Consider the following 12,898-nt stretch of genomic DNA (forward strand, 5'->3'; position numbering starts at 1 on the left):
AACATATCAAACCCCGTGTATATCTAATGGTTTCTATCACATCATCTACAGATTCTAAGTAATGTAATTTCACTTATTATAGCTACTGATATTGCTGAAATTTGCCAACTAATTTTTATTGCTTTTACTTAAACCCTCTGATAAGATAACTTACGAACGTTCGTTAATCAGGGGTGAGTGAAATGAAAAGTGATGATATAAAGGAAGCAGCTTTGAAATATTTTACGATTCATGGATATGAAGGTGCTTCCCTTTCCCAAATAGCAGAAGAAGTGGGCATGAAGAAACAGTCATTATATGCGCATTTTCGCGGTAAAGATGATTTATTTCTTCAAGTGTTACATGATGCCAAAGAAACTGAACTACTAAGCAAATTACAATATTTTAGCAACATACGAAGCTCGCAACCAGAAAAAGATTTATATGGATTTTTACAACTAATTGTAGATCTCTTTCAACAAAATGAGCAATTGAAGTTCTGGCTAAGAATGTCATTCTTCCCACCAGCTCATCTACAAAAAGAGGTTGACCTTGAAGTCATTGATATAGAAGAAAAAACGCAAGCCTTATTACAGGAAAAATTTCAGAAGTGGATAAATGAAGGGCTATTGCATGTAGAACATCCACGCATACCTACACTCGCATTCTTTGGTGTTGTCGATAGCATCATGCTTGAGCTTGTCTATATGAGTGATACAAAACGATTACAAGAAAAACTAGAAGCCTCATGGAAAGTATTCTGGAGAGGCATCTCGATACGTTGAGAAAAAAAGAGGTGTTTCAAATGGAACAAAAACCGTTAAAAGAACAAAAAGCTGTCTTACTCATTTTATTAAGTAATATTTTCATTGCCTTTTTAGGCATCGGACTAATTATTCCGGTCATGCCTTCTTTTATGAATATTATGCATTTATCTGGAAGTACAATGGGCTATTTAGTCGCTGTCTTCGCTTTCGCTCAATTGATTACTTCCCCATTTGCAGGTAGATTCGTTGACCGATTTGGCCGAAAAAGAATCATTACCATCGGGTTATTTCTATTCGCTATCAGTGAATTGGTTTTTGGATTAGGTACTCATATTTCTGCTTTATATCTATCAAGAATTTTAGGCGGAATCAGTGCAGCTTTCATTATGCCTGGGGTAACAGCCTATGTAGCCGACATCACTACATTAAAAGAGAGACCAAAGGCAATGGGTTACGTGTCAGCAGCTATTAGCACTGGATTCATCATAGGCCCAGGAATCGGTGGCTTTATCGCCGAGTATGGTATTCGTCTGCCTTTCTTCTTTGCAGCGGGTATTGCCTTCTTTGCCTGTATTTTATCTATCTTTATATTAAAAGAACCACTAACAAAAGAGCAGATGAAAGAGCTTTCTGAAAATGCAACGAAAAGCAGTTTTATCGCAGATTTTAAACGCTCGTTTAATCCGTTATACTTTATTGCGTTTATCATCGTCTTTATCCTAGCGTTCGGTCTATCTGCCTATGAGACAGTATTTAGCTTATTCTCAGACCATAAATTTGGCTTTACACCGCAAGATATTGCGATCATTATAACCATCAGCTCGATATTCGGCGTCATCGTCCAAATTTTCTTATTCGGAAAAATGGTCGAGAAACTCGGAGAGAAAAAAGTGATCCAGGCCTGTTTAATCATGGGTGTTGTCTTAGCATTTGCCTCAACAGTCATATCTGGATTTTGGATGGTGTTATTAGTTACGGCCTTCATCTTCTTAGCATTTGATTTACTACGTCCGGCACTTACCACTTTCCTTTCCCGATCAGCTGGGAAAGAACAAGGCTTTGTCGCTGGAATGAACTCAACTTACACAAGTCTCGGTAACATTGCCGGACCAGCAGTTGCAGGCATTCTATTCGATGTAAACATCCATTATCCTTACCTATTTGCAGGTGTCGTCATGCTTCTAGGCTTAGGGATAACATATATATGGCGTGAGAAGGAGTTTGTTGAAAGCACGGCAGAATAATTGAAAGAGTCATTATGTGTCACCGTTAAGGAACACATATGACTCTTTTTTCTATAGAACAAAAAAGGGCGAATTCCTTATTTCTTTCTTCACCTTGGATGAATATGATGCCTCTAATGAGTCTACTATCAGGGGCGGGTATAATGGGAACATTCTTTTACACGATGAGTACGTTTGATAAACAACTGGGGGAGTTCCTTACTTCTTATGGATTATATATATATGCACTGTTATTTTTGCTTGTTTATTTAAAGACTGCCTTCGTGGTACTTACATTTATTCCAGGGGACTCACTTGTATTTGCTAGTGGCGCTCTTGCAGCAGTGGGTAGTTTGAATATCGAAACACTAGCCATTGTTTTCTTTCTTGCTACAATCTGTGGAGATAACCAAAACTTCTCTATTGGAAGATTAATCAAAGGCTGGAATAGTAAAAGATTAAAGCCATTTTTATTAAAAGAAACACAACTCCAACGGGCTGAGCAATTTATGAACCGTTACGGAAAAATATCCATTATCACCGCAAGATTTATTCCACTTATGCGTACAACTGTTCCGGTAGCAAGTGCGATAATGAATTATTCCTATCGATCTTTCTTTAGACATAATGCCCTTGGCGGATTCCTCTGGGTGTTTTTTTGGTTACTAACAGGGCTTTTATTGGGGCAAATGCCCATTGTAGAACAACATCTTGTTGCCTCACTTTTGGTACTTTCGCTTATTCCTTTTAGTATTCCGGTTGTTTTTTTCCTCATGAAAAGAAAAATAAACAAGAAGTAAATTTAAGCATTGTACATGGTAGTAACCCAACCTTATTAATAATTTCATTTATTACTATTTAAAGGATGACTATTTCTTAACATCGTCCATAATATTAGACAAAAAAACACTCCCATTAGGAAGTGCAACAATGCTAAATCTATCTATTTTTCTATCGTTTGTTTTTGAGAAACAGATGCGGGGGCTTCTTTTTCTTCCCCTTTAGGCATGAGAAAGATGAAAAAAAGACTCAAAGTCGTAAAGATTGTCAGTAAAACTGCGGTTGATGATAATCCTTTCGCGCCATTTCCTCCAGCAGCAAAGATTGCGAAAGTAACTAAAGCAAACGATGCCCCTACACGAGAAGCGACATTTTCTATCGTTAAATAAGTAAAGGAGACCACGCCAACCCTTGTAACAGGTGCCCGAGAGACAACGAGTGCTTTTACGATTGGTCCTACTGTCCCAATTGCAGAACCTATAAGACTCATAGAGATAAATAAATAGACAAAAGAGGTATCCTCATTAGCAAAGATCAACATGCTAACCCCACCATTCAGCAAGAAAATACTGCAGAGAATTAAATGCACTGGTTGGATTTTACTCATTAAACGCCCACTAATAAGGTTGCATATAGCCATAGTTAGGAATAATGGAAATTGCAATAACCCTACCACCGTAGACGAATGGCCTTGAACACTTTGCACGAAGAACGTTAATAAATACATCACACTACTAAAAGACATGTACATGATAATAGCAATGATAGATGGCACCCAAAAATGACGTGTCTTTGCATAGTCAATATCCAGTAACGGTTGCTTAGTCCTCTTTTCAACGATAATTAAAAAGATGAATGAAACAACAGCAACTACTAATGCTGGTGACCACATCCATGATGTCACACCATACTGATTGATAAATGTTGGAATCGTAAGTAGACCTGCTAAAAGAAGAAAGACAAATATTACGCCTAACCAATCAATTGTGCTCTTCTTGCTTCTTTGTACAGAAGGTACGCCAAAAGTAAACAGCAGGAAAGCAATAATACCAAAGACTGAGCAGAGCCAAAAGATAGACGACCAACCGATGCGATCCACGAGAACCCCACTTAATATAGGACCAATGAGACCACCTACAACCGTATAAAATCCATACACACCCATCATTTTACCACGCATACTATCGGTATATACGGTACCGACAAAGTTCACTCCGGCAGGAATCACAGCCGCTCCGGCGAAGCCTTTTAAAAATAAACCGAACACCAACAAAAAAAAAGATGGAGCAATGGCCACCATAATCGAACCGATTGTTAGTAATCCTGAACCGATCAATATGACTATTTTTTGGCCAAACGAATCAGACAACCAACCCATCATCGGTTGAAAGCCTGTTAATCCTAAAGCAAACCCTAGCTGCATATAGACAGAATAGCCTGCAGTTAATTCGAAATGTTCGAGCATTTTTGGATAAGCTGGGATGTGTGTTGCCTCTGCAAACACGACAAGTAAAATGCCGATGCAAAGAATATGAAACGAACGATTAACAGACTTTTCCTCCACTCCATTCCCTCCTTAATTACCCGATATGGATCACGCACGCCTTTTCACGGGTGTTCTCTAATAAGGAATCTTTACCAAATCCACTCTCCTTAAATCCACCAAACGGTAATTCTGGTCCTACTCTTCGATACGTGTTGACCCAAACATTTCCACTATCAATTTTCTTCATCATACGATGGGCTCTCCCTAAATTGTTTGTCCATATGCCCGCTCCGAGGCCAAAGCTTGTATCATTGGCAAGACGCAGGGCATCTTCTTCATTATCGAATGGCAAGACGACCGACACCGGACCAAAAACCTCTTCCTGACAGATTCGTAGAGAAGAATCCTTCACTAGTAGCAGCGTTGGTTCCACCCAGTATCCTTTTTGAAGATCTGCTTGATCGTCAAAGAAGCTCTCCCCACCGTAATTTCCTCCAAAGATGACTTCTCCCCCCTCCTGCTTTCCTAATTCAATAAAGTCGCAAACCTTTTTATATTGGACATTGTTCGCAATTGGTCCCATCGATGTCGCTAGATTCATAGGATCACCAAAATGAATTGACTCTTCAATGGACTTTTTCATTAAAGGAAGAAAATCGGGTAAGATGTCTTTTTGTACAAGAATGCGAGAGCCGCCGACACAAATTTGTCCAGCATTCCCCGTGAAAATACCATTTAATGTGACGCCTTCTGCCGCTTTCTTTACATCCGCATCAGCGAACACAATATTGGGGGATTTCCCTCCAAGTTCAAAAGTGACAGGCTTTGGCGATTGTGCCAGCTTCTTTGTAATCGCACGAGCAGTTTGACCTGATCCCGTTAACGTCACCCGATCAACATCTCTATGACCGACCAAGTACGAACCTGTAGAACCATCTCCTGAGATGACGTTTAATATTCCCGGAGGAAGAATTTGATTAAGCAGTTCTGTATATTTTAAGCTCGATACACTCGCATGCTCGGAAGGTTTGATAATCACGGCATTGCCTGCTGCAAGGGCATACGCCGCTTTAATCGTAAAGGTAAATAATGGGGCATTCCATGGAAGAATACCAACAACAATGCCTAACGGTTCCCTAAGCGTGTACCCGATTGTTTCCTTATCAAGTTGGACCGTTTCACCTTTATTGACATGTGACGCCGCTCCTGCTGCGTCTAACCAAATACTCACTAATGATGGAATGAGACCGTGCAATGTTTCCCGATAAACCCACCCATTATCCTTCGTTTCTAACATCGCTAACTCTTCGCCATACTTTTCAACCTGTAACGCAATTTCTCTTAAATATTTTGCACGTTCCATTGCTGATAATTGCGACCAAGCTGGGACGGCCTGTTTGGCATGCTTGATTGCTAAGTCAATATCTTCTTCTGTACTACAGGGGATTGTCGCCCATACCTTGCCATTTGCAGGGTTTATACTTGTTAATTGTTTTCCTTGAGTAGCTGGCAATTGCTTTCCATTGATTACATTTAAATAATGTTCGATTTCATTTATGGTCTGCATTACAATCACTCCCCTTTTTTCTTTTACCATCCTAAAGCTGCTGCTGCCTTTTCATAATAGCTCTCTCTACTACCTAGATAGTGTTCATAATAGCGCGCTCTTTTCACATATAAATGACAATCTAATTCTTCAGTAAATCCAATCCCGCCATGTATTTGTACATTGGCTGCTGCTGCTTTTTGCAGGGCGTTATGAATAAAAATACGCGCCGCAAATATGGATTCCTGACGATCTTCAGCTGCTGTATCGTAAGCCCAATTGGCATAATAGGATAGTGACCTTGACAGTTCTAAATCCACTTTCATATTGGCAATCGCATGTTTAATGGCTTGGAAACGGCCAATCGGTTGCCCGAATTGTTCCCGTATCTTTGCGTATTCTGCTGCCATATCCACAATCGCAGCCATACAACCCACCATAATGGCGCAAATTGATGCATTAAAAGATAGCAGTCCTTCTTCGAGAATGTTATCACCTTGGTTTAGCTCTCCTAGTAATTGCTCTTTATTAACGATTACATCTTCAAAGTGAATTTGCGATAGCTTCCGTGTTTCATCAATACTTTGCTGCTGTGTAACGTTTTTTATCATTGCCTTATCCACTAGAAAAAGTGAAATTCCCTCTTCATGGCTAGATGAAGTGGTTCGAATCGGAACGAGAAAAGTATCAGCTAGTTCGACATCTGCTACTAACGATTTTACGCCGTTAAGAACAAAATCATCACCTTTTTCTACCCCACTTACTTGGATCGACGACGCCTTGTAACTTCCTTTTGGCTCTATCCAAGCAACCGAAATCTGCAGGGAACCATCGGCAATTGCAGGTAGATACTTTTGCTTTTGTTTCTCTGTACCATATTTTTCGATAAGTGGTACAGAGAAACTATTCGTTTCCAAAAACAGCCCCGGCAGGACACTTCTCCCCATCTCCTCAAGTGGTAATACCATGTCTAATAAACCTAAGCCCATTCCCGCATAGTCTTCTGACACATTGATACTTGGATAGCCTAATTCAACTAATCCTTGAAATGCTTGATTAAATCTTTGTCCATCACCATCAATAAAAGCACGGGCAATATTGGTTGTACCTTGCTCAGTTAAATACTTCCTTACATAACTACCGAATAATTCCTGTTCTTTATTTAATGCGAAATCCATTCTTTTTCACCTCCAACAATGTTAACGTCCTAGATCCTTAGGTAGTCCTAGTATTCTTTCTGCAATAGTATTTCTTTGTACCTCACTTGTTCCCCCGCCAATTGTCATACCAAAGGAATAAAGATACTGTTTCTGCCAATACGAATCACCAATTGCCGCATCCTGCTTCCAAAGAATCCCGTGTGGACCTTGAATAGATACGGATAAGGCAAAGAGTTCTTGTGTCGCCTCACTTACTATCAGTTTATCTAAAGAGCCCTCAGAGCCCGGTTGACCATTCTTCAATGTTTTCGTTAAATTACGATAATAGTTCAACAAAGATCCCCTAGATTTTGCATATAAATCAACTAATGCATTTCTTACACTTTCCTTTTTTATGACAGGCTGCCCGTCCTCCGTCCATTCCTTAGCCATCGTTACTAAATCTTGAAATTGCTGCTCTAATGTAAATACTTGACCACCAATACCCGTACGTTCATGCATAAGTAAAGCAATCATTACTTGCCAGCCACAATCGATCTCACCAACAATATCACTATCATAAGCAATCGCATCATTTAAATAGACTTCATTAAAGTCATGTTCCCCATCCATCTGGATAATAGGCCTAGTCTCTACACCTTCTTGATGCATATCCAAAAGGAAAACGGTAATACCATGATGTTTCTTCTCCCCTTTTGAAGTACGCGCTAATAGGAAACAGCGATCTGCTAAATGACCAAAACTCGTCCAAACCTTCTGCCCATTAATCACCCAACGATCACCTTTTTTTACTGCAGTTGTCTGAATAGCTGTTAAGTCTGAGCCCGCATTTGGTTCAGAATATCCTTGGCACCAAACCTCTTCTCCAGAAATGATTTTAGTAATATAAGCTGATTTCTGTTCGTCACTTCCCATTTGCATAAGCAAAGGGGCAACCATATGGATGCCGACATAATTTACTAGAGGCGGTGCACTAACGCGAACCATTTCTTGTTGATAGATGATTTCTTCAATTAAACTAGCTTCTCTTCCTCCGTACGCTTTTGGCCAAGCAATTGCCCCCCAGCTACCTTCATAAAGCTTGCGCTGCCAATCTCTTAAGAAGCGAGAATACTCATTCATATCTTCTGGTAATTTTCTGTCTCCATGCAACCACCCTTCTGGCAAGTTTTCCTCGAGCCATGTACGTAATTCATGTCTAAACTTTTCTTCTTTTTTTGAAAATGAAAAGTCCATCTTTTCTCTCCTCCCATCCTATTCCCATTGTGGTAGGGCACGCTCATCATTGATCTTCTGCCACGTCATTTCTACTTCCATCCCGATATGGATGTCTTCTATCGCATGATCCAAAATGTTACCGATCATTTTCACTTCTGGATAGGCAGCCAATTCAATAACGGCAATGACAAGTGGCGTATCATTGTGAAATCCTGGCAAGAAAGGGCGGTGGGAAATGACGTAAGAATACACACGCCCTTTAATATTTGTGCCTAAGTTCTCCCATGTCAGATCACTGCTGCTACACTTTGCACATGCCGGTCCAGGTGGATGGGCGAACTGTTGGCATGTATGACATTTTTGCAAAAAAAGTTCATGGCGGTCAGCCGCATCCCAAAAGGGGGCATTATCTTCATTTTTTAACGGTATCGGTTTCTCATAGCTCATTCGTATTCCTCCTAATTCCTTAATATCATCGCACCAGCAATATCTGGACCTGCCCAGCCCGTACATAAACCAACTTCACAATCCTTCACTTGTCGGTCTGATCCCTCATAGTCGTGACGAATCTGTCGCACAATTTCAATCACATTATTCATTCCATGTGTGTATCCTTCTGAAAGCATGCCACCAGCTGTATTACTCGGCAGCTTCCCACCCATCTTGAGATGTCCATCGGCAACAAAGTCTCCCACTTCGCCTCTTTTCGCTATCTCATATGCCTCTAACTGCCGCAACACAACCCAACTATAGCAGTCATAAATAGATGCGACATCGAGGTCCTTTGCGGTAACCCCTGCCTTCTTGTATACATCCTTAGCAACATAGTCTGAAGCGACTTCATCTACATTGTTCCAATAATGTGCGTGTGAAACACATTGTCTAGCGGCGATTCCCATAATATAAGCGGGCTGCTTCGGTAATTGTTCAGCTCGTTTGGCGGATGTAACAATGATTGCATTTGCTTCGTCTGACTCTAAGCAGAAATCATGCTTATTAAATGGGAAGCTTAAATCAGGCGTATCATGATAAGCTTCCATTGTTAATGGCTTTCCATAAAAGAAGGCTTTCGGATTTCTTTGTGCATGCTCATAAAAACTCACACAAACATGACCTAGATGCTCCTTCGTTAACCCTGTTTCATGCATATGACGTGTGGCAAATAAGCCAAACCATTGCCCAGGACTACCTGCTCCATATGGGATGAGAAAGCTACCGCCATCCATCGCATTTTGCAGCATGTTCACATCCCAGCCACCACCGCCCATTCTTACGCCTGATCTGCCATTCATAGATCGATAAATAAGGACGGTATTTACTTGACCTGTTTCAATCAGACCAATCGCGTCAGCAATTAACATTTCTGTACTGCTTCCGCCACCCATAATATCTTTTACATATTTCGGTCTCACGCCTAAATAGGTAGATAATTGATGTGCCGTACATGAATCGTTTTCACTGTAACTCATAAATCCATCAATCTCTTTTGTCTCAAGTCCAGCATCAGCAATAGCTGCTCGCGCTGCATCTAACGCCAAATGTAACGGGGTTGTACCCGACTTTTTTGAACGTTCGCTTTCTCCAACTCCGACGATTGCATATTTGTTTTTAATGTTTTCCATCGTCAACTCCTCCTTATTCAAAGAATTCCAACAATGCAGAACCTGATCCAACGATTTCTTTTATTGATTTAGCCGCTTGCAACTCAAATTCCACATATTCCTTTCCTTCGTCCTCGTATACGCGTTTTACAGTAGCTGCGCAAGTAATCTCATCCCCCGGTTTAGTCATCGCTCCAAAACGCATGTTAAACTTCGCTACTCTCGCAGTCACACCAGCTAATTGTTGGATATATTCTCCTAAGAATCCCATGACTAACATGCCATGTGCGATGGCTCCTGGTAATCCCATACTTCTAGCAAAAGCATCGTCGGTATGCAATAAGTTGTAATCTCCTGATGCTCCCGCGTATTTGACGAGTTGAACCTTCGATACCGCAGGCTTCACTAATGGTTTTAACTCTTGACCGTCTACCAAATCGGCAAATCTTAGCATTGTCATTCCTCCTCGTATCGTTATACTGCCTGGACTGGAGGCTGGGTATAGATGATATTCATGCGACTTGTAACCACTAAATCCCCCTCTGTGTCTCTCATTTCGGTATCCAGAATAATAAATTGCATCTTTCCTTTTTTTCCTTCTTTTTCATAAAGGTCTGCTACTTTTATTTGGCAAGTAAGAGACTCGCCTACTTTTAGTGGGCGATGATAAATAAAGGACTGCTCACCATGAAGCATTCTCTTTTTATCTAAATCTAGCTCTATTCCTTCACCCTCTACCCCTGCTACCACCGGAAAAGTAGGTGGCGCAATCAGCCCATTATAGGGACTCTGATTAGCATAAGTTGGTTCCGTATATAATGGATTGTCATCACCTATAGCTTGAGCAAATTGTTTAACATGTCTTTTATCCACTTCAAACATGAACGTTGACCCAGTCTTACCGATAATTGTCTGATCGAGCATCGATACCACTACCTCCTAGCGAGCATATTTTCTGTTTGTGCAGCGCTTGTTACAATTAGTGCATCTACCGCTTTTGCGCACTTTTCAGTCACAATGATTGGATTTAAATCTAGCTCTTCAATGTCATAATCTTGTACAAGTGAGGATACACGCAGTAAGATGTCGACAATGCCCTCTACATCAAGCGCTTCTTCACCTCGTACACCGTCGAAAATGGCTTTTCCTTTAATCTCATTTATCATTTCAAGCGCATCTTGTCTTGTGATCGGTGCAACCCGGAAAGCAATATCTTTGAACACTTCAACAAAAATGCCGCCTAAACCAAACATAATCACCGGTCCAAAGCTGGCATCTCTCGTCACACCAACGATAACTTCCGTCCCCTTTGCCACCATTTCCTGCACCATCACCCCATTAATGTGGGCATCAGGATGATATTTGTGAGCGGACAGAAGAATGTCATCGAATGCTTGCTTTACTTGCTCTGCATTTTGCAAGGAAAGACGTATACCACCTGCTTCTGTTTTATGCAAAATGTCTTTTGAATCAATTTTTAATACAACAGGATAACCAATACTGTTCGCTTGCTGAACCGCTTCATCCACGGTAGTTGCTAAGCTCTTTTTTGTAGTGGGAATTTCGTAAGCCTGTAGCACTTTGCTTGCATCCCATTCGCTTAAAATTTGATTCTCTTGCAGTAAATACGCTACGTTCTCTTTCTTCTGAATAGATGCCCGTTCTCGAACACTCTCTTTTTGATACGCACGATATTTTTCGCTATATTCGACTAACTTTGCGAGCGCAGATATCGCTTGTAAGTTACCCGGTATCACTGGAACACCATGGTCGACCATATATTGTTGCCCTTTAGGTATACTCATTCCTTCTAACGGAAATGTACTTACAAACACAAATTTATTCGTGTTTTTACACATCTCAACAAATTCTTGTAATTCCTTCGTCTCTTCATCCCAAAATAAGGGGAACTCTGTAAGAATGATATTGTCTACATCCGGATCCTCCATTAAGGCTTTTAATGGCGCAGTAAATAGCTCTGGTGCCGATACAGAAGCCGCTGCAGTTAGATCAATTGGGTTGGCTGCACTAGCAAAGGAAGGAATCACTTGTTTGATTTTCCGTTGAGTTTCCTCATTTAATTTTGGAATCAACAAGCCATTAGCTTCACAACGATCGGCTTCGTTAATCCCTCTGCCACCCGAGCTTGTAATAATTACGGTATTTCTCCCTGTTGGCAGTTTGCCAGATAAGAATAATTTCGAGAATGAAATAATTTCATCATAATCATTGGCTCTAATCATGCCAGTTTGTTTAAAAAATGCGTCATAAATATCGTTCGAGCCGGCTAATGAACCCGTATGAGAAGCGGCTGCTCTTTTTCCTGCAGTTCCTCGCCCTGCCTTCATAACGATAATCGGTTTCCCTTTTTCAAGCGCCTCGTATGCCAATCCCCTTAATTTTTTAGGTTTTTTCGCACCTTCCAAATAACCGCTGATCACTTTCGTTTGCTTTTCATGAACCATATACTCAACTACATCTTCAAAACTGGTATCCATTTCATTTCCAACACTCACAAAATAATTGAACGTTAATCCATGTTGGGCAGCAGCCATATACGTAAGCACACCAAAGGCGCCGCTTTGCGATACATACCCAACTGCGCGTTGTTCACTAAGAGGATAGCTCATAACAGCAGGAGAAAATGTACCGACCAGACCATTCAGCGTATTAACAAGGCCGACACAATTTGGACCAAGTAAACGGAGACCATGCTTTTTTGCATAATCCGCTATTTGTTTTTGTTGTTTTTCTCCCGACTCTCCAGTTTCAGAAAATCCTGAAGCAAAAATAATCGCTGCCTTCACTTTCTTTTCTACACATTGCTCTAGCCCTTGCTGAATCTGGTGAGCACTTAAACAAAAGATGACTAAATCAACTGCATGTGAAACCGCTTGTAAGGATGAGTAGCACTTCACTCCATGAATTGCATTTGAAGTAGGATGAATAGGAAAAATATCTCCTTGAAAGCCCCCATCTAATAATGCCTTCACCTGGATATTGCCAAGCTTCTTCGGGTTTTCAGATGCACCTAACACGGCTACTGATTGCGGATAAAAAAAAGAATGTAGCTCATCCTTTGCGGAAACGTTTTCATTTATCATTACATTCACCTCACTAAATAAAAATCAATTTCTT

At 40.7% G+C, this 12,898-nt stretch carries 12 protein-coding genes; 3 read left to right on the forward strand and 9 right to left on the reverse strand.

Annotated elements, in window-relative coordinates; translation table 11 throughout:
- Positions 1-182: 182 nt before the first annotated feature.
- The 3 genes from MKX78_RS20295 (at position 183) to MKX78_RS20305 (ending at position 2,769) form a co-directional block, all read left to right on the forward strand.
- The gene (locus MKX78_RS20295; RefSeq protein WP_307317755.1) at positions 183-764 is read left to right on the forward strand and encodes a TetR/AcrR family transcriptional regulator; all 582 of its coding nucleotides are present in this window, start codon (positions 183-185) and stop codon (positions 762-764) included.
- A 20-nt stretch (positions 765-784) separates the two neighbouring features.
- On the forward strand, positions 785-1,990 hold the full coding sequence (locus tag MKX78_RS20300; protein ID WP_095371933.1) for an MFS transporter: 1,206 nt from the start codon (positions 785-787) through the stop codon (positions 1,988-1,990).
- Between the two features lie 143 nt (positions 1,991-2,133).
- Positions 2,134-2,769, forward strand: a complete 636-nt coding sequence (locus MKX78_RS20305; protein WP_157733896.1) for a DedA family protein — start codon at positions 2,134-2,136, stop codon at positions 2,767-2,769.
- A 143-nt stretch (positions 2,770-2,912) separates the two neighbouring features.
- On the opposite strand, the gene MKX78_RS20310 is transcribed toward MKX78_RS20305, so the two are convergent.
- From MKX78_RS20310 to MKX78_RS20350, 9 genes are read right to left on the reverse strand one after another with little or no spacing between them, the layout of a single operon-like run.
- Positions 2,913-4,313, reverse strand: a complete 1,401-nt coding sequence (locus tag MKX78_RS20310; protein WP_307317759.1) for an MFS transporter — start codon at positions 4,311-4,313, stop codon at positions 2,913-2,915.
- Positions 4,314-4,329: 16 nt separating this feature from the next.
- Positions 4,330-5,802, reverse strand: coding sequence for an aldehyde dehydrogenase family protein (locus tag MKX78_RS20315; protein ID WP_307317761.1), 1,473 nt, complete (start codon positions 5,800-5,802; stop codon positions 4,330-4,332).
- A gap of 23 nt (positions 5,803-5,825) precedes the next feature.
- A complete protein-coding gene (locus MKX78_RS20320) occupies positions 5,826-6,959 on the reverse strand; it encodes an acyl-CoA dehydrogenase family protein (RefSeq protein ID WP_095371929.1) in 1,134 nt (377 codons plus the stop codon).
- Positions 6,960-6,980: 21 nt separating this feature from the next.
- Positions 6,981-8,177: an acyl-CoA dehydrogenase family protein gene (locus MKX78_RS20325; protein ID WP_095371928.1), complete on the reverse strand. Its 1,197-nt coding sequence runs from the start codon at positions 8,175-8,177 to the stop codon at positions 6,981-6,983.
- An 18-nt stretch (positions 8,178-8,195) separates the two neighbouring features.
- Complete coding sequence (locus MKX78_RS20330; RefSeq protein WP_095371927.1) at positions 8,196-8,606, reverse strand: Zn-ribbon domain-containing OB-fold protein; 411 nt, start codon at positions 8,604-8,606, stop codon at positions 8,196-8,198.
- A gap of 11 nt (positions 8,607-8,617) precedes the next feature.
- Positions 8,618-9,781, reverse strand: coding sequence for a thiolase C-terminal domain-containing protein (locus MKX78_RS20335; protein WP_341052134.1), 1,164 nt, complete (start codon positions 9,779-9,781; stop codon positions 8,618-8,620).
- A 13-nt stretch (positions 9,782-9,794) separates the two neighbouring features.
- Complete coding sequence (locus tag MKX78_RS20340) at positions 9,795-10,214, reverse strand: MaoC/PaaZ C-terminal domain-containing protein (RefSeq protein ID WP_341052136.1); 420 nt, start codon at positions 10,212-10,214, stop codon at positions 9,795-9,797.
- Positions 10,215-10,234: 20 nt separating this feature from the next.
- Positions 10,235-10,684, reverse strand: a complete 450-nt coding sequence (locus MKX78_RS20345; RefSeq protein WP_095371924.1) for a MaoC family dehydratase N-terminal domain-containing protein — start codon at positions 10,682-10,684, stop codon at positions 10,235-10,237.
- An 8-nt stretch (positions 10,685-10,692) separates the two neighbouring features.
- On the reverse strand, positions 10,693-12,864 hold the full coding sequence (locus MKX78_RS20350; protein ID WP_095371923.1) for an acetate--CoA ligase family protein: 2,172 nt from the start codon (positions 12,862-12,864) through the stop codon (positions 10,693-10,695).
- Between the last annotated feature and the right edge of the window lie 34 nt (positions 12,865-12,898).

Origin of the sequence: Cytobacillus sp. FSL R5-0569 (assembly GCF_038007265.1) — a bacterium.
GTDB lineage: Bacteria > Bacillota > Bacilli > Bacillales > Cytobacillaceae > Cytobacillus > Cytobacillus kochii.